We start from the raw sequence: 25,909 nt of genomic DNA, 5'->3' as shown, positions 1-25,909 counted from the left end.
TGCGCCCAGGGGCCGGGCGAGGGCGGTGGGGAGCCAGGTCGACGAGGGCTGGGCGGCGGCCGGGCCGGGCGGGCGGATCGGGTCGTCCCAGGTGATCGACGCGGCCGAGTGCCCGGCGTCGGTGGGCGGTTTCTGCGGCGATAGCCTCGGGGGGTAACCCCGGGAGTTCACGGCTTGGTTCCCTTATGTTCATCATCTACAGTGACGCAGACCTTCTACGTGGATGTAGAAGGATGCTCGTCGCCGTAGCGGATGCCGGCCGGTATCTCGGTCCCGCCCGCAGGCTCGACTTTGAAGGATCCCGCCGATGACCAACTCCGCGGTCCACCTCGCCTTCGACGGCTCCGGTATCGACGGCTCGCTGTTCACCGCCGTCACCGACTTCGCGCGCGGCACGAGGTGGCTCAACACCCCGATCGACCTGTGGACCAACGCGGGGCTCGGGGTGTTCGCGGTGCTCATGGTGATCGGCTGGTGGAACGCCCGTCGCCGCGACAACTCCACCATGACCCTCGCGATGGCCGCGCCGGTGGCCGTGGGCTTCGCCTTTGCCGTCGCCGAGGTGGCGAAGAAGCTGGTCGCCGAGGCGCGACCCTGCTACGGGCTGCCGCACGACTACTTCGTCGACGCCTGCCCCGCCCCGAGCGACTACGCCTTCCCGAGCGGCCACTCCACCACCGCCTTCGCCACCGTGGCCGCCCTGTGGGCGCTCGACCGGCGCCTGTCGGTGATCGCCGCCGCCTTCGCGGTGTTCGAGGGCTTCACCCGCGTCTACCTCGGCGACCACTACCCCACGACGTGGTCGGCGCCGCCATCCTCGCCCTCCCCGTCGCCTATCTGGCCAGCCGGATCCTGGGCCGCATCGCCCTTCCGCTGGTGGCCCGGCTGCGCACGGGCGCGCTGTCCCCGGTGCTGACCGCCGCCCGGGCGGCGCCCACGCCGCCCGCTGAGCTGAGGGACAGCAGGAAGGCCCGAACGCTCAGGGTGCGGTCTGGCGGCTCACCGAGCTGATGACGCGCCAGACGGTGAGCGCGATGGCCAGGGCGGCGGAGACGGCGAACTGCGCGAGGGCGGTGCCGGCGGTCAGGGTCGTGGCGGTGGCGGCGTGCCAGAGCAGCGGGGCGGCCACGGCGACCGTGACCAGGGCCGGGGCGCAGTACCAGAGGACGAACGGGACCGCACCGTACGGGTCCGCGGAGACGGCCATCAGCTCGTAGCGCAGCGGTCCGCGATAGGCGCCCAGCAGGGCGGCGCCGATGCCGGCGGGGGCGCCCGCGGTGAGGAGCAGCAGCACGGCGAGCAGCACGACGGGCGGGGCGCCGATCAGCAGCGCGGTCGCGGTGGCGGCCGCCGCGCCGAGCAGCGCCATCAGGGCGGTCGGCACCACCAGGTGGGACAGGGCGATCCGGGCCGGGGTGAACGGGAGCAGGGCGGTGCGGGCCGGCCGGTCGGTCTCCTCGCGGGCGGGTTCCACCAGCGCGGCGGCCGCCAGGTACGGCCCGAGGCTCAGCAGGCTGCCCAGCCAGGCGGCGGTCAGCGGGTCGGGGTGGGTCTGTGCTGCCCACAGGCGGGTCGCGTGCAGCAGTGCGACGGTGCCGGCCGACCAGGCCGCGGCGGCGACCAGGCGGCCGGGGCGCCGCAGCAGGGCGGTGGCGTCGCGCCAGGGCAGGATCAGCAGCCGGGAGCGGGGCATCGGGAGCCGCAGCCCGGGGCCGGTCCGCCGGGCGCGGGCGGCGGCCTGGGCGACCAGCGCGATCTGCCGGAAGTCGAGCAGCAGCAGGCCGATGTGGGCCCGGCCGGCCGCCCGGGAGCGGAGCGCCAGATCGCCGGTCGGCAGGGTGGCCAGTGAGCGGTCGGCGGCGGTGACGGCCAGGGCGGTGACGCCGGCCAGGGCCAGGGCGGCGAGCAGCGGGACCGGAGCGGAGCCGCCCGCCGTGCCGCCGATCGCCCGGCCCGCCCAGCCCCACGGGCCGGAGGCGGCCAGGACGTCGGACAGCACCGGCCGGTGGCCGGCCAGCAGGTCGGCGAGGCCCGCCAGGCCGAGCAGCGTGGAGCCGGCCCGCACCAGCCGGGCCCAGCGCGCCGAACCCTCGGCCAGCACGCCGATGGCCGCGGTCAGCCAGGCCAGCAGCAGGCCGACCGCCATGGCGAGCCCGATTCCGACCGGGCTCGGACGGCCCCCCGATGCGGCCATCGCCCCGCACGCCGCGCCCAGCACGGCGCCGGCCGTCCCGGCGGCGAGCAGCGCCGCCGACAGGCGCGGTCGCAGCAGCCAGCGGCGGTCCACCGGAAGCGGCAGCAGCCAGCTGAGTTCCGGCGCGGGCAGCACGATCGGGCCGAGCCAGAGCGACAGCCGGAGCAGCCCGGCCGTGGCCAGCGTGGTGAGGCCGACCAACAGCCCGGGGAGTCGGCCGTGTTGGGCGTGCGCGAGCACCGCACCGGCCGCCTTGGACAGGGTGCCGACCGGCCCGGCCACCATGCACACCAGCAGCGCGGCGGTGATCAGGGCGATCCAGATCCGCTGGGTGCGATCGCCGACCGGACGCACCATCCGCCGGGCCCGGGTGCGCCGCAGCTCCTCGACCGTCTCCCGGGCGGTGTCCGCAATGAGTTGACGCTCCGTCAGTGCCATGGCGTGGCACCCCGGTTGATCACTTCTGCGGTCGGACCGTGGTAGACCACGCGGCCGTCGTCCAGTACCAGCACCTGGTCGGCGAGCCGGCCGAGCAACTGCCGGTCGTGGACGGCCATGACGATCGCCGTGCCGTCGGCCATGGTCTTGCGCAGCACGTCCGCCAGGCGTTCCCGGGCGCCGGTGTCCAGCCGCTGCTCCGGTTCGTCCAGCAGGAGCAGCCGGGCCGGGCGGACCAACACGGCGGAGAGCAGCAGCAGTTGGCGCTGCCCGGCGGAGAGGGTGTCGGGGAAGGCGTCCGCCCGGTGCCGCAGGCTCAGCAGGTCCAGCACCTGCTCGCAGCGTTCGGCGGCGGTCGGGCCGAGCCCGTGGGCGGTGGCGACCATCCGCACGTGCTCGGCCACGGTGAGGTCGGGGAAGCACGCGGCGTCGTCCAGGAAGACGCCCACCTGCTGCCGGAAGCTGAGCTCGTGCTCCCGGACCGGGCGGTCGTCCAGCAGCACGGTGCCCTGGTCCGGGCGGAGCAGCCCGGCGAGCGCCTTGAGCAGCGTGGACTTGCCGGACCCGTTGACGCCGACCAGTCCGAGGCAGCCGCCCGCCGGCACGCTGACGGACGGTACGGCGAGCAACTGCCGGCCGCCCGCGCTGACCCGCAGGTCGGTCGCCCGCAGGAGCGGTAGAAGTGGCTGAACTGGTTTGAGGCGCTTGGCCATGCGTGGTCCCCCAGGAGCGTTCGCTGACGTCTCGACGGTACGTCAGTAGCTGAGAAGTACGTCAGTCGCTCAGCAGCTCGACCAGCCGCCGCCCGGCCGGGGTGCCCGGGTGGGGCAGACGCAGTTCGGTGCGGTGGAGCAGGCGGGGGCGGCCGATCGGCACGCCGGTCAGCCTGGGGTCGACGGCGCGGCGGGGGAGGATGGCGAGGCCGTGGCCGGCCGCGATCAGGGCGGTCAGGGCGTGCGGGTCGGTGCCCTGGTATCGCAGGTGCGGGCGGAAGCCGTCGGTGTGGGCGGCAGCCCGCAGGGCGGCGAGCGGGACGGCGGCCTCGGGGGCGTCGATCCAGCGGGCATCGACCAGCTCGGGCAGCCCCGACTCCCGTCGCCCGGCCAGCGGGTGGCCGTCCGGGAGGGCGAGCAGCAGCGGCTCCTCGGCGACCATCAGCACGCTGCCCGGGGTCTGGTCGGCCTCCGGCAGGTGGAGCGGGTCGGTGGGGGCCGCGATGCCGTCCAGCAGGACCAGGTCGAGCTCACCGGTGGCGAGCCCCGCGAGCGCCCGCGCGGTCGGCAGGGTCTCCAGGGTGACCAGCAGCTGCGGCAGGTCGGCGCGCAGCCGGGCGAGTGCTGCGGCGAGCCGGTCGGTGGCGGCCAGCGGGGTGAGGCCGATCGCCAACCGGGCGCTGGGTGCGGCGGCCAGTCGGGTCAACTCGGTGCGTACCGCGGCCAGTCGGAGCAGCAGCGGTCCGGCGTGCTCCAGCAGCCGGGTGCCGGCCTCGGTCGGCGCGACCGGGCGGCGGGTGAGCAGCGGCACGCCGAGGTCGGCCTCCAGCGCCGCGATCTGCTGGGAGACGGCGGACTGGGTGTAGCCGAGCTCCTGGGCGGCGGCCGAGAAGGAGCCCTCGCGCGCCACGGCGACGAAGGTGCGGAGCAGGTGCGGATCCATGGGGATAAGCATTGCTGATGTCGAGTGCAGGAATCATCGTTGGCGCTGACCTTGTCGGCCGGGGCAGCATGGCGGGCATGACCGAGACCCTTGTTGCGGCGCGGCTGGCGCTGGTCGGCGACCGCTCCCCGAACGTCCGCTCCCACGCCAACATCCCCGACCTGCTGGCCGCCCTGGCCGAGCGCCACCGGCTGGCGCTGGACGCCTACTGGCTGCCACCGAGGAGCTGGCTACGGAGGAGGTCGCGGCCGACGGCGTGGCCGGCTTCGACGGCGTCTGGCTGCTGCCCGGCAGCCCCTACCGCAGCGAGCAGGGCGCGCTGAACGCCGCCCGGACGGCGCGCGAGCAGGGCATCCCGTTCCTGGGCACCTGCGCCGGGTTCCAGCACGCGATCCTGGAGTTCGCCCGTGACGTCTGCGGGCTGGACGCGGCCGGGCACGCGGAGAACGACCCGGGCACCGAGCAGGCCGTGATCACGCCGCTGAGCTGCTCGCTGGTCGGCCACGAGGGCGCCGTGCTGGTGGCCCCGGACACCCTGGCCGAGCGGCTGCTCGCCGACCGGCGCACCCAGGAGCGGTACCACTGCAACTACGGTGCGGCGCCGGACTACCTGCCGGTGCTGGAGCGGCACGGCATGCGGTTCAGCGGTCGGGACGAAGCGGGCGAGCTGCGGATCGTCGAACTGCCGGAGCACCCGTTCTTCCTGGCCACGCTCTTCCAGCCGGAGCTGGCCCCGCTCACGGGCGATGTGCACCCGCTGATCCGGGGCTTCGCCGCTGCGGCGGTGGCGCACAGCAGGGCGGCGGTGGCGCGGTGAGGGGTGACCCGGTAGTGGTGGGTGGACGCCCGGTCAGTGGCCGGCCGGCGTGCTCGCGAGCATGGCCAGCGACGCCAGCGCCGCGGTGGGGGCGAGCAGATACAGCGTGGACCTGACGCCCTCCCTGTGGAACCGCGCGGCCGGCCAGGCGGCGACCAGCAGCACGAGGGACACCGCCAGGCAGATGAGTCCCGCCGTGATGTGCTGGTCGCTCTGCGGGCAGCCGCCGGGGTCGCAGTCGTCATAGGCGAAGGGTGAGAGGATCGCGAAGAAGCCGGCGAAGGCGATCAGCGGCATGGTGATCGCGGTGCAGATGGTGGCGCTGAGCCACCAGCGCGGGCGGTCTGGGTTCATGTCGCCGATCGTCTCGTGTGCCGACCCGTTCCGGCCAGGGGCCGGATACTCGAAAGCGCTCTGAGTACCCGCACCCGGCTGACTGGCCGTCAAGTCCGAATGGCCACTCCGGGGCCGTGCACCAGGGCAGTTGGCCGCGGGGCGCTCGGTCACCGCCCGATCGGGATCGTGCAGAACGACACCAGTGACAGCAGCGCAGCAGCAGGTGCCAGCAGGTACAGGGTGGACCTGAGGGCCGGGCCGGCCGACCGCGCGGCCGGCCAGCTGCCGATCCAGAGCAGCAGGGCCACCGGCAGGCAGGCCACCGCCAGCACGATGTGCTGGCCGGTCTGCGGGCAGCCGCCGGAGTCGCAGGGGTCGTAGGCCATCGGCGACAGCAGGGCGAGCAGGCCGTCGTAAGCCAGCAGCGGCAGGGTGATCAGGGTGACGATGAGGGGAGCGATCCACCACCCCCGGCGAGCAATGTCGCGGACCGGGTGGAAGGCGGGGCGGGATGCGGTGGTCATGCCTCAACCATCCGGCCTGGCCGCCCCGCCCCGTCACCGCCCGGCTACTCGAACGGCCTGAGTACGGGTACTCAGGTCAGGCCAGTCCGAGCTCCTCCGGCGCCGGGGCGAAGTGCCGGGCCACCTCCTCCGCCGTGACCCCGGCCAGGGTGGCGGGGGACCAGCGCGGGTTGCGGTCCTTGTCGACCACCTGGGCGCGGATGCCCTCGACGAAGTCGTGGTCCGCCAACCCGGCGCACGAGACCCGGAACTCCTGCTCCAGCGCGGCCGCCAGGGATGGCAGCCGACGGGCCCGGCGGAGCGCCGCGAGGGTGGTCTTGAGCGCGGTCGGCGACTTGGCCCGGATCAGCTCCGCGGCCTCCTTGGCCTCCGGCAGGCCGGTCTGGTCCAACCGCTCCAGGATCTCCTCCACCTGGTCCGCCGCATAGCAGTGGTCGATCCAGGCCTGCTCCCCGGCCAGCGGCGCGACGCCCACGGGCACCGCGAACTCCCGGACAGCGTCAGCCGGTTCACGCTCGGCCAGGGCGGCGGTGAAGTCCGCCAGCCGGTCGAGGGGCACCAGGTGGTCGGCGAAGCCGCAGTACACCGCGTCGGCCGCGGTCATCCGCTCGGCGGTCAGCGCCAGGTGGGTGCCGACCTCGCCCGGTGCGTGCGCCAGCAGCCACGTCCCGCCCACGTCCGGCACGAGGCCGATGGTGGTCTCCGGCATCCCGACCGCGGCCCGCTCGGTGACCACCCGGACCGAGCCGTGCGCGGAGACGCCGACGCCGCCGCCGAGCACCAGCCCGTCCATCACCGCGACATACGGCTTGGGGAAGCGGGCGATCCGGTGGTTCAGCCGGTACTCGTCCCGGAAGAAGGCCCGCACCGCCGCCCCGCCCAGCTTGGCGTCGTCGTGGAAGAACCGGATGTCGCCGCCCGCGCACAGGCCGCGCTCGCCGGCGCCGGTGAGCACCACGGCGGCCACCGCCGGGTCCGCGGCGAACTCGTCCAACGCGGCATGCAGGTCCAGGACCATCTGGTGGGTGAGCGCGTTGATGGCCCGGGGCCGGTTGAGGACCAGCCGGCCGACCCGCCCGTCGCGGTGGGCCAGGACCAACCGGTCTTCCTGCGCTGCGGCCATCGGGAGTGCTCCTTGTCGGGCGGGCGGACGGTGCGACCGCCACCGTACGCGGCCCGCCGCGCAATGCCTCCCACGGGCCCCCGATACCCCGAAAGACACATCCCGAGCTGCGGTGATGCGGGAATCGGCGTTGGCACCGGCCTCGTTGACCGGGCTGATACCCGCTCAGTTCGGAGTGAACCCGGAGGCCCGCATGACCGTCCTCGACCGGGTGCCGCTGGCAGCCCTCAGCCTTCTCGACCCGGAGCAGTCGCCCCGGGCCGCGAGTGTGGACGAGGAGCACGCCGCCCGCCTGGCCGCCCTGCCGTCCGCCCTGCCGCCGATCCTGGTGCACCGCCCCACCATGCGCGTGGTCGACGGTGCCCATCGGCTCCGGGCGGCCGCGCTGCGCGGTGACTCGACCATCACCGTGGAGTACCTGGACGGCGACCCGGTGGAGGTCTACCTGCGCGCCGTCGAGGCCAACGCGGTGGACGCCAAGCCGGCCGACTCCGGGGAGCCGCTGGTGCTGCCGCTGACCCTCGGCGAGCGCAAGGCGGCCGCCGAGCGGATCATCACCCTGCGCCCGCAGTGCTCCGACCGCTCGATCGCCCGGGTGGCGGGCCTGTCGGCCAAGACGGTCGGCGAGCTGCGCCGTCGCAGCGGGGTGGCCGAGCTGTGCACCAAGTCCCGGGTGGGGATGGACGGGCGGCTGCGCCCGGTCAACCCGGACGAGGGGCGGCGCCGGGTGCTGCAGGTGATGCGCGAGCGCCCGGACGCCTCGTTGCGGGAGATCGCCCAGGCGGCCGGGGTGTCGCTGGGCACCGCGCACGGGGTGCGGGCCCGGATCGGGCGGGGTGAGGCCGCGGTGCCGGCCCGGGTGCCCCGGCCGCGCCGTGGCGCGAGCAAGACGGCCGCCCAGTCGCAGGCCCAGCAGCCCGAGCAGACCCGGCAGCCGACCGCCATGCACCAGCCCAGCACCGCCCACCAGCCGAGCACCGCCCACCAGTCGACCCCCGTGCCGCCCGCCATGCCGACCCCCGTGCCCCGTGCCGTGCCGGCCCCCAGGACGGCCCCGAGAGCGAGGCCCCGACCGGGGCCACCCTGACCCCCGTTACCCCGACCCCCGCCACCCCGACCCCGATCGAGCCCGCCCCCGTTCGTCCGGCCCCGGTGCGCGCGGTGCCGACCCCGCCCGCCCAGGAGCAGCCCGCCCAGCCATCGGCCGCCGTGCACCCGTTCGGCGCCGCCCGCCGCCGCCCGCTCGGTCGGCGGGCCGGCGAGGCCTTCGCCGGCCTGGGCCTGCTCCGCCGCGACCCGTCGCTGCGGATGACCGACCACGGTCGGGCGTTGCTCATGTGGCTGCAGCGGCGACTGGTCCCGGTCAGCATCACCGAGCGCGAACTCCAGCAGATCCCGGCCCACTTGATCCCGGTGGTGGCCGATCTGGCCCTGGAGTGCGCGGCCGGCTGGCAGCAGCTGGGCGAGCAGTTGCAGCGCCGCTCCCGCCAGATCGGCTGAGGCCGACCCGCCGGCCCGCCCACCGATTCCATTCCCAATCCCGTGTTCCACAAGCGAGTTGACTCACCATCAGATTGGTCCGTACTCAACGGTGGGCGGACGATCCATCGCACGTTCTTCACTCGGCCAGCCGAGCCTGAACCTGGACTGAACGCTGTACGACGCGCCGTTCGGAATCGACCCGGGGATCAGGTTTGTGAGCCAGACTGCAACCATGCTGGGGCTACCCGACCACATCCGCGCCTGTCTCTTCGACCTTGACGGTGTGCTGACGCAGACCGCCAAAGTGCACGCCGCCGCCTGGAAGGCGATGTTCGACGACTTCCTGCGGGCGGATGCCGACCGCACCGGCGACGCGTTCGTCCCGTTCGACCCGGTCGCCGACTACGACCAGTACGTCGACGGGCGCCCGCGCCTGGACGGCACGCGCACCTTCCTGGCCTCCCGGGGCATCACGCTGCCCGAGGGCGGCCCGGACGACAAGCCCGGCGACCGCACCGTCAACGGCCTGAGCACCGCCAAGAACGAGCTGGTGCTCACGCTGATCCGGGAGCAGGGCGTGCAGCCCTACCAGGGCTCGGTCGCCTACCTGAACCGGCTGCGCGCGGCCGGCGTACCAAGGGCCGTGGTGTCCTCCAGCGCCAACTGCCGGGACGTGCTCAAGGCGGCCGGCATCGACGGCTACTTCGACACGGTGATCGACGGCATCGTGGCCAAGCGCGAGGGCCTGCCCGGCAAGCCGGCCCCCGACACCTACCTGGCGGCCGCCAAGGCCCTCGGTGTCGAGCCGTCGGCCGCGGCGGTCTTCGAGGACGCGCTCGCCGGGGTGGCCTCCGGCCGCGCGGGCGGCTTCGGCTGCGTGGTCGGGGTGAACCGGACCGGCCAGGCCGAGGCGCTGCGCGCCAACGGCGCCGACCTGGTGGTGGACGACCTGTCGGAACTGATCGAGGGGGCGGCGCAATGACCGCACAGGAGGGCTTCGCGGTCGATCCGTGGAGCATCACCGAACACCGTCTTGACCTGCCGGGCATGGCCCGCAGCGAGTCCGTCTTCGCGCTGTCCAACGGCACATCGGCCTGCGCGCCAACCTGGACGAGGGCGAGCCGCACGGCCTGCCCGGCACCTACCTGAACGGCGTCTTCGAACTGCGCCCGCTGCCCTACCCGGAGGGCGGCTACGGATATCCGGAGTCCGGGCAGAGCGTCATCAACGTCACCAACGGCAAGCTGATCCGGCTGCTGGTCGACGACGAGCCGTTCGACCTGCGCTACGGCGAGCTGCGCGGCCACCGGCGGTCGCTGGACTTCCGCGAGGGCGTGCTGCGCCGCGAGGCGGAGTGGACCTCCCCGGCCGGGCGCACCATCAAGCTCCGCTCGGCCCGCCTGGTGTCGCTCACCCAGCGGGCGATCGCCGCCGTGGACTACGAGGTCGAGGCGGTGGACGGCCCGGTCCGGATCGTCATCCAGTCCGAGCTGGTCGCCAACGAGCAGCTGCCGGACAGCACCGACGGCGACCCGCGGGCCGCGGCGGTGCTGGAGGCGCCGCTGGTCGCCGAGGCGCACCACGCGCACGGCACCAAGGCGACGCTGGTGCACCACACCCGGTACAGCAACCTGCGCCTGGCCGCCGGCATGGACCACGTGATCGAGGGCCCGGACGGGGTCAGCATCACCAGCGAGGCCCGGCAGGACCAGGCCCGGATCAGCGTCACCACCGTGCTGAAGCCCGGCGAGCGGCTGCGGATGACCAAGTTCCTCGGCTACGGCTGGTCGGCCACCCGGTCGCTGCCGGCCGTCCGGACCAGGTGGAGGCGGCGATCACGGCGGCCCGCTACTCCGGCTGGGACGGCCTGCTGGCCGAGCAGAAGGAGTACCTGGAGGAGTTCTGGGACGCCAGCGACATCGAGATCGACGGCGACGTCGAGCTCCAGCAGGCCGTCCGGTTCGCGCTCTTCCACGTGGTGCAGGCCGCCGCGCGAAGCGAGGAACGGGCCATCCCCGCCAAGGGGTTGACCGGCCCGGGCTATGACGGGCACAGCTTCTGGGACACCGAGACCTTCGTGCTCCCGGTGCTCACCTACTGCCTGCCCGGCGCGGTCGCCCAGGCGCTGCGCTGGCGCCACTCCACGCTGCCGCTGGCCCGCGAGCGCGCCGCCCAACTCGGCCTGGCCGGCGCGGTGTTCCCGTGGCGGACGATCCGCGGCGAGGAGTGCTCCGGCTACTGGCCGGCCGGCACCGCCGCGTTCCACATCGGCGCGGACATCGCGGTCGCGGTGTCCCGCTACGTCCGGGCCACCGGGGACGTCGAGTTCGAGCGCAGCTACGGCCTCGAGCTGCTGGTCGAGACGGCCCGGATGTGGCGCTCGCTGGGCCACCACGACTCGGCCGGCCGGTTCCGGATCGAGGGCGTCACCGGCCCGGACGAGTACAGCGCGATCGCCGACAACAACGTCTTCACCAACCTGATGGCGCAGACCAACCTGCGCGCCGCCGCCGACGCGGTGGCCCGCCACCAGCTGGAGGCGGCCGCGCTCGGGTGGACACCGAGGAGACCGCCGCCTGGCGGGACGCCGCCAAGGCGATGTACATCCCGTACGACGAGAAGCTGGGCGTGCACCCGCAGGCCGACGGCTTCACCCTGCACCAGCAGTGGGACTTCGACGGCACCCCCAAGGAGAAGTACCCGCTGCTGCTGCACTTCCCGTACTTCGACCTGTACCGCAAGCAGGTGGTCAAGCAGGCCGACCTGGTGCTGGCGATGCAGATCCGCGGCGACGCATTCACCCCGGAGCAGAAGGCCCGCAACTTCGCCTACTACGAGCGCCTGACGGTGCGCGACTCCTCGCTCTCCGCCTGCACCCAGGCGGTGATGGCGGCCGAGGTGGGCCAGCTGGACCTGGCCTACGACTACACCGCCGAGGCCGCCCTGATGGACCTGCACGACCTGGGCGGCAACACCCGGGACGGTCTGCACATGGCCTCGCTGGCGGGCGCCTGCATCGCGCTGGTGGCCGGCTTCGGCGGGATGCGCGACCACGGCGAGGCGATCGGGTTCCGGCCGCGGCTGCCCTCCGGGCTGGTCCGGCTGGCCTTCTCGATGCGGATCCGGCAGCACCTGCTGCGGGTGGAGATCAGCCATGACGAGACCACCTACACGCTGCGCGAGGGCGACAAGATCCTGGTCGAGCACGAGACCGAGAAGCTCTGGGTGGAGGTCGGCCGCCCGGTCTCCCGGCCCACCATCACGCCGGAGGCGGGTGAGCGGCCGATCCAGCCGCCCGGCCGCGAGCCGGCCCGGCGCAAGCCGCAGGCCACGCCGATCGGCATCTCGCCGATAAGCGCGGCGGACCACCTGGCAGCGGAGTAGCCGCTGCGCGGGAGGGCCCCTGGGGGAGTACCCCGGGGGTCTTTTTGCCTCACAGGCACATTTCTTGCCTCGGCGGCAGCGACGGTGTGCACTGAGTGCATGACCACCGACGAGGAGCTGCCGGGGCTCGGCGCCCGGCTGCGTGAGCACCGGCAGTCGAGCCGGCTGACCCTGGAGGCGGCGGCCGCCCGGGCCGGGCTGTCGCCAGCGTACCTCTCCCGGTTGGAGACCGGCCGCCGCCAGCCCTCGCTGCCGGTGCTGCTCTCGCTGGCCCGGCAGTACGGCGCCACGGTGGCCGAGCTGCTCGGTGAACAACCCGGCAGCCCCGACCCGGTGATCCGCGGCGGCCCGATCGAGCCGAGCCGCACCGGTGGCTGGGGCTACCGGCGGGCCGGCGCGCCCGGCATGGCGATGCAGGCGCTGCGGGTGCACATTCCGCCCGGCCCGGAGGCCGCGGTGGTCCGGGTGCACCCGGGCGAGGAGTGGCTGCACGTCACCAGTGGTCGGCTGCGGCTGACCCTGGGGGAGCAGAGCCATCTGCTGGAGCCCGGCGACAGCGCCCAGTTCGACTCGCTCACCCCGCACCGGCTGGCCGCCGAGTCACCGGAGGGCGTGCAACTGCTCTTCGTCCACACCCTGCTGCAGAGCCCGGCCGGCGACCTCTGCCTGCCGACCGGGCACCGCGGCGTCCACTGAGCCTGCGCAAGCCCCCATTGAGCAACCCATTGAGCCATTGAGCAAGACCCCCTGAAGGAGCCCGAGATGGCCGTTCAGCACCCCAACACGTATGCCCCACCACCGACGGCGGCAAGCGCACCGACCACCGGGTGGCGATCCGGGTCGGCATCTACATGGCGGCCGCGCACCTCTTCGGCGCCTTCCTGTTCCTGCTCTTCTGGATCGGCGGCCAGCGCTGACGCTCCACCAGCCCCAATGCTGACAACAGTTGGATCACGTCTCTGCTGAAACCGTGTCACACCTCACCGTTCCTGTGATCGAGTGCGCCCGGCGAACACGCTCACTGGAAACGGGAGGGTTCTGTTGTCGGCACGACTGACTACCGGGCGATGGCTCACGATCTGCGCCATCACCGCCACCATGGGATTGACCGTCGGCTCACCGGCCGGGGCCAACCCGCTGCCGCACGCGGCGTCGGGCACCACGGTGCAGCCGATGGACAAGGGTGATGGCGGGGACGAGTCCGACTCCATCCAGGAGGGCGCCGACCAGCGCGCCGAGGCCCGCACCTCGCCGGGCGTGGTGGCGCCGGGCGCGTTCGGCGCGGCCTGGAACGCGCTGAAGGCGCTCCCCGACACCGGCGGCCAGTGGCAGCACACCACCGGCCTGCCCTATGACTCGGACGACCCGCGCTACCGCGACACCGCCTCCAACTCCAGTGCGGGCATGGGCAAGGTGACCGGACGGGCGTCCGCCGTCGCCGCCGACGACAAGGGCGACGTCTACGAGGGCAGCGCGGGCGGCGGCGTCTGGCGCTCCACCACCGGCGGCGGCAACTGGCAGCCGATCAGCGACAAGCTGCCCGCCCAGGCCACCGGCGCGCTGGCGCTGGACGGCCAGGGCCGGCTCTGGCTGGGCACCGGCGAGGCCTCCACCAACTCCGACGCCTACCTGGGCGCCGGCGTCTTCGTGCTGGACCACCCGGAGCACGGCGAGTTCAGCGCCAGGTCCCGGGTCGGCGGCTCGGAGTTGGACGGCACCACCATCCACGAGCTGCGGTTCGGCGCCGGCTTGGTGTGGGCGGCGACCAGCAAGGGCGTGTGGAGCCACTCCACCACCGACCTGAGCGGCCCGTGGACCCTGGAGTTCGCGCCCAACCCCGACTACCTGCCCGGCGGCAAGCTGGCCGCCGACCCCAACGCGCCCTACAAGAACCTCACCAACGACATCGCCATCGACCCCAAGGACCCGTCCAAGGTGGTGCTGGCCGTCGGCTGGCGCAGCGGCGACACCTACAACGGCTTCTACGCCAAGGCCGCGGACGGCAGTTGGCAGCGGGTGAGCGCGCTGGGCGACCTGCCGTCCGACGCCGCGAACATCGGCGAGGTGACCTTCGCCCGCTCGGCCGACGGCTCCAAGTACTACGCCATCGACCAGTCCCCGACGATGCAGAACTCCGGTGCCCCCAGCGCGCTGGCCGGCATCTTCGTCTCCGACTCCGGCTCCCCGCTGGGTCCGTGGACCAAGGTCGCGGACGCGAGCAAGCTGGCCGGCTCCGGCTCGGCGCTCAACTCGCCCAGCCAGCTGCCGGGTCAGCAGTCCTGGTACGACCAGTCGCTGCAGGTCGACCCGAACGACCCCAAGCACCTGTGGGCCGGCTTGGAGGAGGTCTTCGAGTCCAAGGACGGCGGCGCCACCTGGAACACCGTCGGCCCGTACTGGAACTTCACCTTCACCTGCTGGAGCATCGACCCGACCAAGCAGAGCGGCAGCTGCCCGCAGACCACCCACCCGGACCAGCACGCGCTGGCGGTGGGCTCGCTGAACGGCAAGTCCTATGTGCTGGCGGGCAATGACGGCGGCCTCTACTCCCGCCCGGTCAGCGGCCAGGTGGACGCGCTGGGCCACGGCACCGACTGGACCTCGCTCAACGACGGCACCATCGACACCCTGGAGTACTACTCGGTCGGGGTCGGCAAGGACCTGACCTACGGCGGCACTTCGGTCACCGGCGGCATGCAGGACAACGGCCAGTCGATGCTCCGCGGCCGCGGCGACAAGGTGATGGGCTCCAACTTCGGCGGTGACGGCGGCGGTACCCTCACCGACCCGGCCAACGGCTGCAACATCGCTCAGGAGTACGTCTACCTGGCGATGAACGTGACCCAGAACTGCGCGGTCAACGACGGCAGTTACCTGACCGACCCGAGCAAGGCCACCACCTTCTCGGTGGCCCCGCCCGACAACGCGCTCGGCGGCGCCGGTGCCCGGTTCATCGCCCCGATGGCCGCGGACCAGCAGAACGGCAACCTCTGGGTGGCCGGCGGCCGGCACGTCTGGGTGCAGAGCCAGGGCTACGCGATCCGGGACAGCAGCGCCTGGACGAGCGCCTACGACCTCGGTGCCGGCCATGTCGCCACCGCCGTCGCGTCCTCGGGCGGCAAGGTCTACGCCGCCTGGTGCGGCCCGTGCAACAACCAGGGCTTCACCCGCGGCATCGCGGTCGGCAACGCGGACGGCACCGGCTGGCAGCAGCTGACCCTGCCGACCGACGGCACCGTGCCCAACCGCTACCTGGCCGGTCTGGCGATCGACCCGAAGAACCCGAGCCATGTCTTCGTCGCGGTCAACGGCTTCTCGCGGGCCTGGACTGCGGGCCCGGGCGCGGGCGTCGGCCATGTCTTCGAGTCCACCGACGCCGGTGCGCACTGGGCGGACATCTCGGCCAACCTGCCGGATGTGCCGGCCGACTCGCTGGTGATCACCAAGACGGGCGGGCTGGCGCTGGCCACCGACCTCGGCGTGCTCTACCGGGGTGCGGGCCAGCGCGGCTGGCAGCGCGTGGGCGAGCTGCCGGCGGTCGCCGTCGACCAGCTGACGCTCGGTGCCGACGGCCGGCTCTACGCGGCCACCCACGGCCGCGGCATCTGGTCGTTCAAGGCGGACGACCTCGACCAGAACGAGCAGTAGCCGAGTAGGTCGGCGAGGGGGTCGGGGGCGCGGGTTCCCGGCCCCCTTCGTCATGCGCCCTACTGCCCGTCCACCTCGCCGTAGCCCGGCTGCGGCCGGGCCGGCACGGTGGCGAGCGAGCGCAGTCCGCGGATGACGGCCAGCCCGCGGCGCACGGCGGCCCAGCCGGTGGGCTGCGCCGGGTCGGCCGGTGCGGTGGTGGCAGTGGCGGGGGCGGCGGGCCGCGGCGCCGGGGCGGTCCGCTGGGCGGGGACCGCTGTGGTGCCGTCGGCCGTGCCGGGCTGCTGGGTCATGGCCCCTCCTGGTCTCCACGGGTGAGAGGGACTTTAGTCCCATCCGATCCGCAGACCATCACACCAGGGTGAGAATCACCTTTGCTCCGGCGCTTGCTCCGGCGCTCAGTCGCTCTTCGCGCCCGGCCAGTTGCGCAGGCCGTCGGTCAGCAGGGTGAGCAGCCGGTCCTGGGTCTCGGCCAGGTCCTCGGTCAGCCGGAACGCCCCGGCGATGCTCAGCGAGGCGAAGCCGTGGGCGATGGCGCGCACCGAGCGGGCCGCGTGCACCGCCTCGGAGTCGCTGATGCCGTAGTCGGCGAGGATCTCGAAGATGGTGCCGACCAGCAGGGTGGCCGCGTCCATCAGCTGCTCGTCGCCGGGCAGCGGCGCCTGCGGCAGCGCCGCGTACCGCAGCGGATGGGTCATCGCGTAGGAGTGGTAGGCCTGCATCAGCGCCGTCACCGCCGGCTCGCCGTGCTGCCCGGCGATCGCCCGGCGCAGTTCCCCGGCCAGGTCGGTGGTGACCCGGATGGCGATCAGGCGGCGCAGTCCGGCCAGTCCGCCCGGCACGTGCTTGTAGAGCGAGGGGCGGCGACCCCGGCCCTGGCGGCGACGGCGGCCAGGGTCAGGGCGTCCGGCCCGTCCTCGTCGATCAGGGCCAGGGCGTGGTCGACCACGGCGTCCGGGTTGAGTCCGGCACGGGGCATCAGGCCACCTCCTTCAGGAACGGGAGCAGGGCGTCGGCGGTGGCCTGCGGGAACTGGGCCTGCGGGTAGTGACCGGCGCCGTCGATCATCACCTTACGGCCGTTCAGTGCGGACGCCTGACGGTCCGCCACCAGCTCCGGGCTGGGGAAGTCGGGGTCCTTGCTGCCCATCACCGCCAGGGTCGGGACGTCCACCCCGGTGCTCCAGCCGATCGGCGCCGAGTCGCCGTAGACGTGGCCCCGGGTGGCCTTGCGGCGGCCCGGGGTGCGCAGGGCGGCCACCAGGCCGGCGTTGTAGGCGGCGATCTCCTCGGTCACCTCGCCCGGGTAGGCCAGCTTGTTCAGGTACCAGCCCCAGATCCTGGGGAAGGCCAGCACCGCCGAGCCCAGGGTCTTGACCATCGCCTTCTCGAAGGCGGTCGCCGGGACCTTCTCGATGAAGGCGTTCAGCAGCACGATCCCGGCCACCCGCTCGGGCGCGTCGGAGGCGACCCGGACCACGCTGGCGCCGGTGTAGGAGTGGCCGACCAGCACGGCCTTGTCGATCTTCAGGTGGTCCAGGAGGGCGATGGCGTCCGCGGCCGCCGAGGCCGGGCTGTAGTCGTCCCAGTCGATCGAGGACTCGCCGAAGCCGCGCAGGTCCATGGTGATCACCCGGTAGCCGGCCGCGTTGAGCAGCGGACGCAGGTGGCGGAAGCTGCGCCGGGTCTCGAGCATCCCGGGGAGCAGCAGCACCGGGGCGCCGCCGCCGGTGCCCGGAGTGTCGTCGAAGGCGAGGGTGCCGCCGGGGAGTCGGAGGTACTGGGTCTGCGGGGCGGTGCTGGTGGCGTTCGTGGCGTTCATGGCGCTGGCCTCCTGACCGGGATCGGTGGGCGCCGGCTGCTGCCGACACCCACAAAGCTATGGCTAATAGCCATAGCCGTCAACCTCTGGACGGCCAGTGGCATCAGGACTCGACGCGGAACGGATCGTGCTCGGCGAGCAGCTTCTCCAGGCGCGCCTGGTCGACCCGGTTGACCACCTCGCCCTCCTGCTGGCGGTCCCGGATCACCTTGGCCAGGGTGAACGCCGAGGTCACGGTGTAGAGCGCGCCGAGCGCGAGGAAGGCGCGCACCCATGCGCTGACCGGCAGATAGGCGATGCCGATCGCGAGTCCGCTGCCGGCAAGGGCGAAGGAGAGGATCGCCTGGACGTAGTAGGCGGACGTGGTCCGCGGCTGTACCGAGGAAGTCATGTGTGAAGGATCGCCAACTCCGGTGCGGGGCACCTGAGTACGGGTACTCAGTTCGGCACTCAGCGTGAGGGGCGGTCAATCCCACGAGGGCGGCTTGGAATCAGGAGCTCCTAGGATTAACGTTTGATAACGCAGCGCGGTCGGAAACGCCGTACCCTGACGGCACCGTGCGCGTCGCCTAATCCGCAGGCCTGCCTCAACCGCAGGTCGGGAGCCGGGGAACCACCGTTCCTTGGGGTGAATCGGAGCGATCGCGGCCACGGCCGGGGCCGCTCGGTAGGAGACCTTCCGCTCCGAACCCGTCAGCTAACCCGGTAGGCGCGAGGGAAGGAAAGGAGCGCGCCCCCCGTGGCGTTGACGCACACCCCGCACAGCAACAGCGGCCTGCTCGACCACCCCGACGCGCCCGACGACTCCGCCCGCCACCGGCTGCCCAAGCAGACCCGCACCAGCGCCCCGGTGCTCGGAGTCACCGCGATGGCCGCCGCCCTCGGCGCCACCGGCTTCACCGCCACCGCCGCCGCGGCCGCCGCTCCGGCGAGTGCCGCGCCCGCAGTCAGCGCGCCCGACCAGGCGGACCCCGGGCTGGCGCTGGCTGCCCGGATCCAGCAGCAGGCCGACGGCGCCCCGGGCGCCGAGGACGGCGAGGACGCCGACCAGCTGACGGCCGGCCAGGGCGCCGCCCACCAGGAGAGCGCCCGGCAGGAGGCCGCCCGGTTGGCCGCCGCGCAGGAGGCAGCCGCCAAGCGGGCCGCCCAGCAGGCGGCCGCCACCGAGCAGGCCGCCCGCACCGAGCAGCCGGCGGCTCCCGCCGAGGCCGCCGAAGCCGTCGCGGTCGCACCCGCCGAGCAGCCGGCCGCCGTCTCCCCGCTGCCCGGCCACACCGTCGACGCCCCGGCCGCCACCCCCTGGGAGCAGCTGCGCACCGGCGTCGAGATCTCCGCGCCCGCCCACACCCCGGTGCGCGCGATCACCGCCGGCGCCGTCAGCTCGGCCGGCTGGTCCGGCCGCTACGGCTACCGGGTGATCCAGACCCTGCCGGACGGCACCGAGCTCTGGTACTGCCAGCTCGCCTCGATCTCCGCCACCGGCGGGGAGCTGGCCCAGGGCGCCGTGCTCGGCCAGGTCGGCGCCACCGGCAGCCGCGCCACCGGCCCGCGCCTGCACCTGGAGGTCCGCCCGGGCGGCGGCGCCCCGGTCGACGCGCTGGCCTGGCTCCAGGCGCACGGGGTCACCGCCTAGGGCCCCTGGAGCGGCCCTGGCTCACTCGCCGTCGGCGGTGCCGTCCCACTGCCCGATGTCCGGCAGTTCCACCAGGCCGCGCTTGACGATGTACTGGTCCACCTCGGCGGCGCCCGGCTCGGGCGCCAGGTCCTGATACTCCGTCAGCAGCAGCTCCGGCAGCCCGGGAACCGTCCACTGCCCGAGCAGCCGCACCGCCTCGGCCTGCACTGCCGCCTCGAACTCGGGGAGGTCGCCGGCCAGTTCGGCGGGCATCGGGAGGCCGAGGGCGGTCAGATCGGCCAGGTTGCGGTAGCTGCGCTGCTTCAGGTGGTCCTCCACCAGCAGCCGGGCGCCGTCGGTGGCCATGCCGATCGACAGCAGCACGCCCTCGGTCCAGCCGTCCACGCCCTCCGGCTGCTCCAGCTCCGTGAGTTCGGCCAGCACCGCGATCCGGTCATGCGGATCGAGCGCCCGGAACCAGTCCAGCCAGGCCCGCACCGCGTTCTCGTCGGCGGTGTCCACCCCGGCGGCGCGCAGCAGCAGGGTGTACAGCCGGGGCCAGGTCAGCAGGTGCGGCTGGCGCAGCAGCCCGGCCAGCAGCTCGCCCTGCCACTCGGCCTCCTCGTGCAGCCGCTGCTGCCGCTTGGCGTTCAACCGCCGGGCCGCCCGCTGGTGGTCGATCAGCAGTCGGACGGCGGCGCCGTAGGCCAGCGGGTCCTCGTCCGGGGCGGGCTGCACATAGAGGTGGATCCGCTCGTAGAGCAGCTCCTGCACCAGCGCGGAGGTGAGCTCGGGGAAGCCGTCGTACATCCGGGCGTCACCCAGTTCGAGCAGCGCCAGGACCGCGTTCAGCGGACCCTCCGGCACTGGGTCGAGACCCTGCTCGGCAGCCCAACGCAGCAGCTCAGCGGTGTGCGGCCGGGGTGCCAGCCGCAGGTTCTCGTCGTCCATGACCGGTACGGTAACCGCTTCGGCGGGCACTACCGTACGTGCCATGCACCCCGTCCTGCTCACCGGGCCACGGCTCACCATCCGTGAGTTCCACCATGTGCCGCGCGACGTCGACGCGTTGCACGCGATCTTCGGCGATCCGCAGACCGCCCGCTACCTCCCGTTCGAGCCGCGCGACCGGGAGGACTGCGCCGACCAGGTCGCGCTCTACCTGGACGAGGCGGAGAAGCAGCCGCGCACCGTCTTCCGGATGGCCGCCACCCTGACCGAGGACGGCGAGGACGCCGTGCCGCTCGGCAACGCGGTGCTCGGCATCGAGGGAACCGAGGCGCAGCGCGCGGCGTTCATCGGGTACGCGCTGCGGCGGGACGCCTGGGGGCTCGGGTACGCCACCGAGATCGCCCGGATGTTGTGCGACTTCGCCTTCGGCGAGCTCGGGCTGCACCGACTGGCCGCCCGCCTGGACCCGGCCAACCTCGCCTCGGCCCGGGTGCTGCGCAAGGCCGGCTTCCAGCTGGAGGGCCGGATCCGCGACGACCTCCACCTGCGCGGCGAGTGGCACGACGCGCTGCAGTACTCGCTGCTGGAGCACGAGTGGAGCCCGGGCGGCACCACGGTGGGCGGGGCAGCGGGGGGTTAACCCCACCCCGGGTTCGCCGGGCAGCCGCATTACCGCGCGGCGCCCGCCCCGGCAGGCTGGAGGCATGACGACGACGACCTTCGCGACCGCGACCACCACCCCGTCGGCCCGGGGCGCCCGGTACGGCCACCGGACGCTGCGCGAACTCGGCTACATCTGCACCTCGCTGGTCACCGCGATCACCGGCTTCACCTGGGTGATCGCCCTGTTCTCGATCGGCGCCGGCACCCTGGTCACGGTGCTCGGCCTGCCGGTGCTCGCCCTGCTGCTGGCCGGCGCCCGGGGCCTGGGCCGACTGGAGCTCCACCGGGTGCACCGGCAGCTGGGCCTGCCGCTGGCCGCGCCCGCCCCGGTGGCCGTGCCCGAGGGGCCGGCTTCTGGGGCGGGTCGGCGCGCGGCTGCGGGACGGCGCGGGGTGGCGGGCGGCCGGGTACCAGGTGCTGATGTTCCCCTGGCGGGTGTTCAGCTTCTGCGTCGCCGTCACCCTGTGGAGCACCGGGCTGGCGCTGGCCACGCTGCCGGCCTGGAACTGGGTGTTCCCGACCTACGTGGGCTGGCCCGGCTACCGGCTCTTCGACTACACCGACGCCCACCACGTCCACCACGTCTACTACATCGCGTCGTTCTGGCAGCTGACCCGCGCCTCGCTGGTCGGGATCGGGCTGCTCTTCCTGGCCGCCTGGGCCACCCACCTGCTGACCGACGTCTCGCGCGGCGCGGCCCGCGCGCTGCTGGCGGACTGGTCGTCCTAGCCCTCCTTCGCCGGGTGGTAGGTGTTGACGACCGCCCCCGTCTTGGCGGCGACCGACGAGACCAGCTCGAAGCTCCGCTTGCCGCCGTCCGCCGGGAAGATCGTCTTGCCGCCGCCGAGGATCACCGGCATCTGGATCAGCGTCAACTGGTCCACCAGGCCCTCGCCCAGCAGCGCCCGCACCAGCGTCGGGCTCCCCATCATCGCCAACTCCCCGCCGTCGGCCGCCCGCAGCGCGCGGACCTCCTCGACGGCCCGCGCCCCGTCGATCCGCACGGTGTTGTGCCAGGTCAGCTCGGCATCGCCGAGCGTGCCGGTCACCACGTACTTGCGCAGCGAGTTCATCCGGTCCGCGAACGGATCCCCGGCCCGCTCGGGCCACGCCGCCGCCATGGTCTGCCAGGTCCGCCGCCCGAACAGCAGGGCCTCGGCGTTCCCCAGCCCCGCCGCGAACGCCCCGCCCACCACCTCGGGATCGAAGAACGCATGGGACCAGCCCCCGTGCGCGAATCCCCCGTCCACATCCTCCTGCGGCCCTCCCGGTGCCTGCACGACCCCGTCCATGCTGATGAACTCAACTACCACCACGCGCATCCCACTGCCTCCTCGTCTGCGGCCCTACGGCAATGAAGACCCCGTCCTCACCCGGAAATCATCGCTCGCGGCGCATCGGATCAGGTGGTCCGACTCACATCCGCTCACTGCGCGGCCCCGGCCCAGTCCAGCAGTTCGATGACCACGCCGTTGGGGTCGGTGACCTGGAAGAGGCGCTCGCCCCACTCCTCCGCGAGCAGCGGGAGGGTGATCGGGGCGCCCTCGGACCGGAGTCGGGCGTATTCGGCGTCGAGGTCGGCGACGGTGAGGGCCAGGATCGTGCCGGCCGCGCGCTGGTCCCGGAAGTCGGCCGGGAGGACTTCCAGTCCCCGGCGCAGGAAGATCACGCCCGCCGCGTCGTCCCGGGTCAGGGAGGCGAAGCCGTCGGCGGACATCGCCTCCTGGTAGCCGAAGTGCCTGGCCAGGAAGGCGGCGGAGCCGGCGACATCGTCGACGGTGAAGCAGATGGCGGTGTTGGTGACCTGCATCTGAAGCTCTCCCAAGCGCTCGCGTGAACTCTGTACGCAGTACTCTATACAGCGTACAGAGAAATGCGCCAGGGCTTGCGGGAAGATGTCCCCATGGCGAAGGCGAAGGACCGCAGTGGCGCAGGCGACCCGGTGCGCACCCTGGAACTGCTGTGGCGCGAACCCGGGCACGGCGTGGCGGCGCGCGGGCCCAAGCAGCAGCTCAGCGTGGACACGGTGGTCGACACCGCCGTTGAACTGGCCGACCGCGAAGGGCTGGACGCGCTCACCATGCGGGCCATCGCCCAGCGGCTGGGCGTCACACCGATGACGCTCTACACCTACGTGCCGGGCAAGGCCGAGCTGCTCGACCTGATGCTGGACACCGTCTACCTGCGGATGCCCCGCACCACCCACCCCGCCGCCACCGCCTGGCGCACCCGGGTGACCGCCGTGGCCGCCGAGAACCGCGAGCTGCTGCTCGCCCACCCCTGGGTGATCGGTCTGGCCGCCACCCGGCCGCCGCTCGGCCCGGGCCTGATGACCAAGTACGAGCACGAGCTGGCCGCCTTCGACGGGCTCGGGCTGGACGACATCGAGATGGACGCCGCCCTCACCCACCTGCTGGACTTCGTCCGCTCGACCGCCCGCACCGCCCTCGACCAGCAGGCCGCCGCCGCCGACAGCGCGATGTCCGACGCGGCCTGGTGGGAGGCCAACGCCCCCTTGCTCGCCCGGGTCTTCGACCCCGACCGCTTCCCCCTCGCCACCCGCATCGGCACCGCCGCCGGCACCGCCCACCAGGCCGCCCACAACCCGGACCACGCCTACGAGTTCGGCCTCTCCCGCATCCTCGGCGGCCTCGCCGCCCTGATCGACCGCCGCTGACCCCTCACGCCGCCGCGCCCGGGGTCGGGAACGCGTGGCGCGGCTCGGCGCCCGACCACCAGGCGCCGATGGCGAAGGCGGCCGTCGCCTCCAGGTAGGTGGCGCGGGAGAGGGGGCCGCAGGGGAGCGGGGTGCAGCCCATCGTGGTGATCAGGGCGCTGACCGCCTGCTGGGCGGGCTGGGCGTCGGCGCAGAACGGGACGGTGAGGGGCGCGCCCGCGAACTCCAGGCGGTCCAGGGTCCAGATGCTCTCGTGGCACAGGTTGAACGCCTTCACCACGTGCGCCTCGGGGGCGGCAGCCGCGATCTGCTGGGCGACGGACCGGCCGGCGGGGGTGGCCAGCATCAGGCCGTCCGCCCCGGGGGCCAGCGCGTTGGTGCAGTCCAGCACGGTGCGCCCGGCCAGCTCCGCCGCCAACCGGCCGGCCAACTCCGGTGCCGCGGCGGCCGGCACGGCCAGCAGCACCAGCTCGCCGAACCGTGCCGCCTCGGCCAGGGAACCGTGCCCGGCCGCGCCGATCCGGGTGGCCGTGGCCTGCGCCGCCGCCTCGCTGCGCCCGCCGATCCGGACGGTGTGGCCGGCCCGGACCCAGGCCCCGCCGAGGGTGGCGGCCATCGAACCGGTGCCCAGAATGCCGATGTTCACGGGGTGCTCCCAACGTCGTTGTCGTCGTTGCACCGACGGTAGGTCGGCCGTTGCACACCGCATGGTGTCCAATGGATCGGGGAGGATGCGGGCGTGGAACTGCCCCGACTCGACTACACCTCGGACTGCCGCGCCCGCCTCGCCTTCGAGGTGCTGGCGAACCGCTGGGACAGCGTGGTGGTCTTCACCCTCGCCGAGAACGGCCCGCTGCGGCCGCGCGCGCTGCGGGCCCGGATCGGCGGGATCAGCGCCAAGGTGCTCAATGACGCGCTGCGCCGCCTGGAGTCCAACGGCCTGATCACGCGCCAGGTCTACGCGGAGGCGCCGCCCCGCGTCGACTACGAACTGACCGGGGCGGGCCGGGCGTTGCTGGTCCCGATGGCGGCGATGGGGGAGTGGGCCGCCCGCTACGGCGACGAGGTGCTGGCCGCGCAGGACCGGTTCGCCGAGCGGCGGTCGGATCAGTGCTGACGAGCCGCCGCGATCTCCAGGGTCAGGTCCGCGGTGACCTCCCGCAGCCACTGCCGCTCCGCCCGTCGCGCCGCGGCCGCGCGGACGAAGATGCCGCGGCGGAACCGGTCGACCTCATCGGCGCGCACCGCTCGGCCGTTGTCGTAGAAGAAGCTGGCCGGCTCCTCGATGTACTCCAAGCGGCGCCGCAGCACCCGCAGTTGGTCCTCGGGCTCGGGCAGCAGGTGGAGGAAGGCGAGCAGCGTGGCGAAGGCGTTGTTGTCGGTGATCTCCACGGTGCCGGGGTCGGCGAGCCGGCCCAGCAGCTCGGCCCGCCCGTCGTCGGTGAGGGTCAGCACCTGGCGGGGCGCGCCCGCGCTGCCGGGTTCCTCGTGGCGGGTGAGCCGGCCGGCCGCGCGCAGCCGGTTCAGCGCCGGGTAGAGCGCGCCGTCGCTGACCGGCCGGACGTGCCCGGTCAGACCGGATATCCGGGTGCGGAGCTCATAGGCGTGCAGCGGCTCCTCGGCCAGGAATCCCAGGATGCACAGGGTCAGCATGGCCGCTAGCCTACCCGGGTACCTCGATTAGAGTCGTGAACGTGAGGGCCGGGCGGTACGGGGGTCCGTCCGGCCCTTCGGCTACTGCCGGAGCCGGTCGGCCGGGCCCATGACGATCACGGGGTGCGCCGCCGGGTCCAGCATGGTGAGCAGGGTGCGCATGTCGTCCTTGGTCAGGGTGACGCAGCCGTGGGTGGGGCCGCCGTGGTCGACGTGGAGCCAGATGCCGCCGCCGCGGTAGTAGCCGAGCGGCTGACTCTCGTCGAGCGGGGAGCGGCCGGGGACGCGGTTGTAGTCGATGGCGACCACGTAGTCGAAGGCGCCGCTCAGGGATTCGCCCTCGAAGCCGGTGCCGCCGACCGCGAAGGCGTCCGACCGGTAGTAGGGCAGCCTGGTGCCGGGATCGGGCAGCTGGCCGCCCGCGTCGCTCAGCGAGAAGACCCCGATCGGGCTGTGCAGGTCGCCCGAGCGGTGCTCGGCGGTCCAGCCCTGGCGGGCGTTGTGGGCGCGCCACACCGGGCCGGCCGTCCAGTGCCCGCCGTCGTCGGCGGTCCACAGCTGGACCGCGGTGTCGGGGGAGTCCGCCCCGCTGCCGGTCGCCACCAGCACCTGACGGGCGTCGGGGGGCAGCAGCGCCAGGGTGCCCGGGCCGAGGCCGGCGATCACGGGGGGCGCGGGCGGCGGCTCCAGGGGCGGCACGTCGGCCGCCGGCGCACCGCTGAGGGTGGGGTGCGCCGGCGGCGTGGGCGGGAAGGCGGGCGTCGCGCACGCGGCGGTCGCGCCGGCCAGCAGGCCCACCGCGCACAGCAGCGCTCGGCCGTGCCGGCGCATCAAGTCGCGCGGCGGCCGGGCGGTGGCACCGGCGAACCTGGCGAAGTCCTTCATGGCGCAGGCCCTTCACTGGACTGGTGGTGTCCTGGCAACGAC

28 protein-coding genes, 4 pseudogenes and 1 riboswitch are annotated in these 25,909 nt (G+C 73.6%); of the genes and pseudogenes, 15 read left to right on the top strand and 17 right to left on the bottom strand.

Translation table 11 applies throughout. The features are described from left to right. Positions 1–307: 307 nt before the first annotated feature. Positions 308–916 carry a phosphatase PAP2 family protein gene (locus E6W39_RS19635; RefSeq protein ID WP_141634630.1) on the top strand — a complete coding sequence of 203 codons (609 nt, stop codon included), beginning with the start codon at positions 308–310 and terminating at the stop codon, positions 914–916. Positions 917–979: 63 nt separating this feature from the next. Here E6W39_RS19635 and E6W39_RS19630 read toward each other — a convergent pair whose 3' ends face one another. From E6W39_RS19630 to E6W39_RS19620, 3 genes are all read right to left on the bottom strand, one after another. After that, on the bottom strand, positions 980–2,632 hold the full coding sequence (locus tag E6W39_RS19630; RefSeq protein ID WP_141634629.1) for a DUF6297 family protein: 1,653 nt from the start codon (positions 2,630–2,632) through the stop codon (positions 980–982). Continuing rightward, positions 2,623–3,345, bottom strand: a complete 723-nt coding sequence (locus tag E6W39_RS19625; protein ID WP_141634628.1) for an ABC transporter ATP-binding protein — start codon at positions 3,343–3,345, stop codon at positions 2,623–2,625. The genes E6W39_RS19630 and E6W39_RS19625 overlap by 10 nt, the downstream gene beginning before the upstream one ends. Before the next feature lie 61 nt (positions 3,346–3,406). Next, the gene (locus E6W39_RS19620; protein ID WP_141634627.1) at positions 3,407–4,288 is read right to left on the bottom strand and encodes a LysR family transcriptional regulator; all 882 of its coding nucleotides are present in this window, start codon (positions 4,286–4,288) and stop codon (positions 3,407–3,409) included. Positions 4,289–4,365: 77 nt separating this feature from the next. Here E6W39_RS19620 and E6W39_RS19615 point away from each other — a divergent pair. Continuing rightward, positions 4,366–5,105 (top strand): annotated as a pseudogene (locus E6W39_RS19615) (CTP synthase C-terminal region-related (seleno)protein). A gap of 33 nt (positions 5,106–5,138) precedes the next feature. Here E6W39_RS19615 and E6W39_RS19610 read toward each other — a convergent pair. From E6W39_RS19610 to E6W39_RS19600, 3 genes are all read right to left on the bottom strand, one after another. Continuing rightward, positions 5,139–5,459 carry a hypothetical protein gene (locus tag E6W39_RS19610; protein ID WP_141634626.1) on the bottom strand — a complete coding sequence of 107 codons (321 nt, stop codon included), beginning with the start codon at positions 5,457–5,459 and terminating at the stop codon, positions 5,139–5,141. Between the two features lie 149 nt (positions 5,460–5,608). Continuing rightward, the gene (locus tag E6W39_RS19605; protein WP_141634625.1) at positions 5,609–5,965 is read right to left on the bottom strand and encodes a hypothetical protein; all 357 of its coding nucleotides are present in this window, start codon (positions 5,963–5,965) and stop codon (positions 5,609–5,611) included. Between the two features lie 76 nt (positions 5,966–6,041). After that, positions 6,042–7,088: an enoyl-CoA hydratase/isomerase family protein gene (locus E6W39_RS19600; RefSeq protein ID WP_141634624.1), complete on the bottom strand. Its 1,047-nt coding sequence runs from the start codon at positions 7,086–7,088 to the stop codon at positions 6,042–6,044. Positions 7,089–7,281: 193 nt separating this feature from the next. Here E6W39_RS19600 and E6W39_RS19595 point away from each other — a divergent pair, with 193 nt between their 5' ends. The 7 genes and pseudogenes from E6W39_RS19595 to E6W39_RS19570 all read left to right on the top strand — a co-directional run bounded on the left by E6W39_RS19595 (position 7,282) and on the right by E6W39_RS19570 (position 15,602). Next, entirely contained in the window at positions 7,282–8,175 is an 894-nt protein-coding gene (locus E6W39_RS19595) for a ParB/RepB/Spo0J family partition protein (protein ID WP_181799344.1), read from the top strand. 74 nt (positions 8,176–8,249) lie between these two features. Beyond that, complete coding sequence (locus tag E6W39_RS19590; protein WP_141634622.1) at positions 8,250–8,588, top strand: hypothetical protein; 339 nt, start codon at positions 8,250–8,252, stop codon at positions 8,586–8,588. A gap of 214 nt (positions 8,589–8,802) precedes the next feature. Further along, positions 8,803–9,552 carry an HAD family hydrolase gene (locus E6W39_RS19585; protein ID WP_181799343.1) on the top strand — a complete coding sequence of 250 codons (750 nt, stop codon included), beginning with the start codon at positions 8,803–8,805 and terminating at the stop codon, positions 9,550–9,552. Continuing rightward, a pseudogene (locus tag E6W39_RS19580) lies at positions 9,549–11,954 on the top strand (glycoside hydrolase family 65 protein). The gene E6W39_RS19585 and the pseudogene E6W39_RS19580 overlap by 4 nt, the downstream one beginning before the upstream one ends. A 99-nt stretch (positions 11,955–12,053) precedes the next feature. Beyond that, complete coding sequence (locus tag E6W39_RS19575; RefSeq protein WP_101380416.1) at positions 12,054–12,650, top strand: helix-turn-helix domain-containing protein; 597 nt, start codon at positions 12,054–12,056, stop codon at positions 12,648–12,650. A 113-nt stretch (positions 12,651–12,763) separates the two neighbouring features. After that, positions 12,764–12,871, top strand: a pseudogene (locus E6W39_RS40485) (DUF6126 family protein); the annotation flags it as partial. 181 nt (positions 12,872–13,052) lie between these two features. After that, entirely contained in the window at positions 13,053–15,602 is a 2,550-nt protein-coding gene (locus E6W39_RS19570) for a glycosyl hydrolase (RefSeq protein WP_141634621.1), read from the top strand. 59 nt (positions 15,603–15,661) lie between these two features. On the opposite strand, the gene E6W39_RS19565 is transcribed toward E6W39_RS19570, so the two are convergent. The 5 genes from E6W39_RS19565 to E6W39_RS19550 form a co-directional block, all read right to left on the bottom strand. After that, positions 15,662–15,895 carry a hypothetical protein gene (locus E6W39_RS19565; RefSeq protein ID WP_141634620.1) on the bottom strand — a complete coding sequence of 78 codons (234 nt, stop codon included), beginning with the start codon at positions 15,893–15,895 and terminating at the stop codon, positions 15,662–15,664. Positions 15,896–16,000: 105 nt separating this feature from the next. Further along, positions 16,001–16,444 (bottom strand): TetR-like C-terminal domain-containing protein, encoded by a 444-nt coding sequence (locus E6W39_RS19560; RefSeq protein WP_228718231.1) that lies wholly within the window; start codon positions 16,442–16,444, stop codon positions 16,001–16,003. Then, positions 16,411–16,581, bottom strand: a complete 171-nt coding sequence (locus tag E6W39_RS41695) for a TetR family transcriptional regulator (protein WP_228718230.1) — start codon at positions 16,579–16,581, stop codon at positions 16,411–16,413. Before E6W39_RS41695 ends, E6W39_RS19560 begins: the two co-directional genes overlap by 34 nt. Next, entirely contained in the window at positions 16,581–17,423 is an 843-nt protein-coding gene (locus E6W39_RS19555; protein ID WP_141634619.1) for an alpha/beta fold hydrolase, read from the bottom strand. The genes E6W39_RS41695 and E6W39_RS19555 overlap by 1 nt, the downstream gene beginning before the upstream one ends. A gap of 103 nt (positions 17,424–17,526) precedes the next feature. Beyond that, positions 17,527–17,814, bottom strand: coding sequence for a YiaA/YiaB family inner membrane protein (locus tag E6W39_RS19550; protein ID WP_101380412.1), 288 nt, complete (start codon positions 17,812–17,814; stop codon positions 17,527–17,529). A gap of 182 nt (positions 17,815–17,996) precedes the next feature. After that, a riboswitch (cyclic di-AMP (ydaO/yuaA leader) is annotated at positions 17,997–18,149 on the top strand. Positions 18,150–18,162: 13 nt separating this feature from the next. On the opposite strand from E6W39_RS19550, the gene E6W39_RS19545 reads away from it, so the two are divergent. Next, entirely contained in the window at positions 18,163–19,056 is an 894-nt protein-coding gene (locus E6W39_RS19545) for a M23 family metallopeptidase (RefSeq protein ID WP_141634618.1), read from the top strand. A gap of 21 nt (positions 19,057–19,077) precedes the next feature. Here the strand turns inward: E6W39_RS19545 and E6W39_RS19540 are convergent, their stop codons facing one another. After that, a complete protein-coding gene (locus E6W39_RS19540; RefSeq protein ID WP_141634617.1) occupies positions 19,078–19,989 on the bottom strand; it encodes a hypothetical protein in 912 nt (303 codons plus the stop codon). 43 nt (positions 19,990–20,032) lie between these two features. Between E6W39_RS19540 and E6W39_RS19535 the strand changes: the two genes are divergently transcribed. The 3 genes and pseudogenes from E6W39_RS19535 (at position 20,033) to E6W39_RS43010 (ending at position 21,381) form a co-directional block, all read left to right on the top strand. Continuing rightward, on the top strand, positions 20,033–20,629 hold the full coding sequence (locus tag E6W39_RS19535) for a GNAT family N-acetyltransferase (protein ID WP_181799342.1): 597 nt from the start codon (positions 20,033–20,035) through the stop codon (positions 20,627–20,629). Between the two features lie 64 nt (positions 20,630–20,693). Further along, a pseudogene (locus E6W39_RS44205) lies at positions 20,694–21,011 on the top strand (sensor domain-containing protein); the annotation flags it as partial. Next, positions 21,007–21,381 (top strand): sensor domain-containing protein, encoded by a 375-nt coding sequence (locus E6W39_RS43010; protein WP_141634615.1) that lies wholly within the window; start codon positions 21,007–21,009, stop codon positions 21,379–21,381. The pseudogene E6W39_RS44205 and the gene E6W39_RS43010, both read left to right, overlap by 5 nt. Here E6W39_RS43010 and E6W39_RS19520 read toward each other — a convergent pair. Both E6W39_RS19520 and E6W39_RS19515 read right to left on the bottom strand, forming a co-directional pair. Then, on the bottom strand, positions 21,378–21,974 hold the full coding sequence (locus tag E6W39_RS19520; protein WP_141634614.1) for a dihydrofolate reductase family protein: 597 nt from the start codon (positions 21,972–21,974) through the stop codon (positions 21,378–21,380). The two genes, E6W39_RS43010 and E6W39_RS19520, sit on opposite strands and share 4 nt — an antisense overlap. Before the next feature lie 104 nt (positions 21,975–22,078). After that, positions 22,079–22,462, bottom strand: a complete 384-nt coding sequence (locus tag E6W39_RS19515; RefSeq protein ID WP_141634613.1) for a VOC family protein — start codon at positions 22,460–22,462, stop codon at positions 22,079–22,081. 93 nt (positions 22,463–22,555) lie between these two features. On the opposite strand from E6W39_RS19515, the gene E6W39_RS19510 reads away from it, so the two are divergent. Then, the gene (locus tag E6W39_RS19510) at positions 22,556–23,329 is read left to right on the top strand and encodes a TetR/AcrR family transcriptional regulator (RefSeq protein ID WP_141634612.1); all 774 of its coding nucleotides are present in this window, start codon (positions 22,556–22,558) and stop codon (positions 23,327–23,329) included. Between the two features lie 4 nt (positions 23,330–23,333). Here the strand turns inward: E6W39_RS19510 and E6W39_RS19505 are convergent, their stop codons facing one another. After that, positions 23,334–23,975 (bottom strand): NADPH-dependent F420 reductase, encoded by a 642-nt coding sequence (locus E6W39_RS19505; RefSeq protein WP_141634611.1) that lies wholly within the window; start codon positions 23,973–23,975, stop codon positions 23,334–23,336. Positions 23,976–24,068: 93 nt separating this feature from the next. On the opposite strand from E6W39_RS19505, the gene E6W39_RS19500 reads away from it, so the two are divergent. Continuing rightward, complete coding sequence (locus E6W39_RS19500; protein WP_407658403.1) at positions 24,069–24,446, top strand: winged helix-turn-helix transcriptional regulator; 378 nt, start codon at positions 24,069–24,071, stop codon at positions 24,444–24,446. On the opposite strand, the gene E6W39_RS19495 is transcribed toward E6W39_RS19500, so the two are convergent. Both E6W39_RS19495 and E6W39_RS19490 read right to left on the bottom strand, forming a co-directional pair. Then, complete coding sequence (locus E6W39_RS19495; protein WP_141634610.1) at positions 24,437–24,982, bottom strand: PadR family transcriptional regulator; 546 nt, start codon at positions 24,980–24,982, stop codon at positions 24,437–24,439. The genes E6W39_RS19500 and E6W39_RS19495 overlap by 10 nt on opposite strands. An 81-nt stretch (positions 24,983–25,063) precedes the next feature. After that, entirely contained in the window at positions 25,064–25,867 is an 804-nt protein-coding gene (locus E6W39_RS19490; RefSeq protein WP_228718229.1) for a L,D-transpeptidase family protein, read from the bottom strand. Between the last annotated feature and the right edge of the window lie 42 nt (positions 25,868–25,909).

Origin of the sequence: Kitasatospora acidiphila (assembly GCF_006636205.1) — a bacterium.
Classification (GTDB): Bacteria; Actinomycetota; Actinomycetes; order Streptomycetales; family Streptomycetaceae; genus Kitasatospora; species Kitasatospora acidiphila.
The sequence above is the reverse complement of the archived record's forward strand: the minus strand, read 5'-3'. Positions and strand labels throughout refer to the sequence as shown.

What these genes read in the sequence shown, in the direction of transcription:
- E6W39_RS19635 (WP_141634630.1), top strand. Translation starts at nt 308, where the DNA reads ATGACCAACTCCGCGGTCCACCTCGCCTTCGACGGCTCCGGTATCGAC.
- E6W39_RS19630 (WP_141634629.1), bottom strand. Translation starts at nt 2,632, where the DNA reads ATGGCACTGACGGAGCGTCAACTCATTGCGGACACCGCCCGGGAGACG.
- E6W39_RS19625 (WP_141634628.1), bottom strand. Translation starts at nt 3,345, where the DNA reads ATGGCCAAGCGCCTCAAACCAGTTCAGCCACTTCTACCGCTCCTGCGG.
- E6W39_RS19620 (WP_141634627.1), bottom strand. Translation starts at nt 4,288, where the DNA reads ATGGATCCGCACCTGCTCCGCACCTTCGTCGCCGTGGCGCGCGAGGGC.
- E6W39_RS19610 (WP_141634626.1), bottom strand. Translation starts at nt 5,459, where the DNA reads ATGAACCCAGACCGCCCGCGCTGGTGGCTCAGCGCCACCATCTGCACC.
- E6W39_RS19605 (WP_141634625.1), bottom strand. Translation starts at nt 5,965, where the DNA reads ATGACCACCGCATCCCGCCCCGCCTTCCACCCGGTCCGCGACATTGCT.
- E6W39_RS19600 (WP_141634624.1), bottom strand. Translation starts at nt 7,088, where the DNA reads ATGGCCGCAGCGCAGGAAGACCGGTTGGTCCTGGCCCACCGCGACGGG.
- E6W39_RS19595 (WP_181799344.1), top strand. Translation starts at nt 7,282, where the DNA reads ATGACCGTCCTCGACCGGGTGCCGCTGGCAGCCCTCAGCCTTCTCGAC.
- E6W39_RS19585 (WP_181799343.1), top strand. Translation starts at nt 8,803, where the DNA reads ATGCTGGGGCTACCCGACCACATCCGCGCCTGTCTCTTCGACCTTGAC.
- E6W39_RS19575 (WP_101380416.1), top strand. Translation starts at nt 12,054, where the DNA reads ATGACCACCGACGAGGAGCTGCCGGGGCTCGGCGCCCGGCTGCGTGAG.
- E6W39_RS19570 (WP_141634621.1), top strand. Translation starts at nt 13,053, where the DNA reads ATGGGATTGACCGTCGGCTCACCGGCCGGGGCCAACCCGCTGCCGCAC.
- E6W39_RS19565 (WP_141634620.1), bottom strand. Translation starts at nt 15,895, where the DNA reads ATGACCCAGCAGCCCGGCACGGCCGACGGCACCACAGCGGTCCCCGCC.
- E6W39_RS41695 (WP_228718230.1), bottom strand. Translation starts at nt 16,581, where the DNA reads ATGCCCCGTGCCGGACTCAACCCGGACGCCGTGGTCGACCACGCCCTG.
- E6W39_RS19555 (WP_141634619.1), bottom strand. Translation starts at nt 17,423, where the DNA reads ATGAACGCCACGAACGCCACCAGCACCGCCCCGCAGACCCAGTACCTC.
- E6W39_RS19550 (WP_101380412.1), bottom strand. Translation starts at nt 17,814, where the DNA reads ATGACTTCCTCGGTACAGCCGCGGACCACGTCCGCCTACTACGTCCAG.
- E6W39_RS19540 (WP_141634617.1), bottom strand. Translation starts at nt 19,989, where the DNA reads ATGGACGACGAGAACCTGCGGCTGGCACCCCGGCCGCACACCGCTGAG.
- E6W39_RS19535 (WP_181799342.1), top strand. Translation starts at nt 20,033, where the DNA reads ATGCACCCCGTCCTGCTCACCGGGCCACGGCTCACCATCCGTGAGTTC.
- E6W39_RS19520 (WP_141634614.1), bottom strand. Translation starts at nt 21,974, where the DNA reads ATGCGCGTGGTGGTAGTTGAGTTCATCAGCATGGACGGGGTCGTGCAG.
- E6W39_RS19515 (WP_141634613.1), bottom strand. Translation starts at nt 22,462, where the DNA reads ATGCAGGTCACCAACACCGCCATCTGCTTCACCGTCGACGATGTCGCC.
- E6W39_RS19510 (WP_141634612.1), top strand. Translation starts at nt 22,556, where the DNA reads ATGGCGAAGGCGAAGGACCGCAGTGGCGCAGGCGACCCGGTGCGCACC.
- E6W39_RS19495 (WP_141634610.1), bottom strand. Translation starts at nt 24,982, where the DNA reads ATGCTGACCCTGTGCATCCTGGGATTCCTGGCCGAGGAGCCGCTGCAC.
- E6W39_RS19490 (WP_228718229.1), bottom strand. Translation starts at nt 25,867, where the DNA reads ATGAAGGACTTCGCCAGGTTCGCCGGTGCCACCGCCCGGCCGCCGCGC.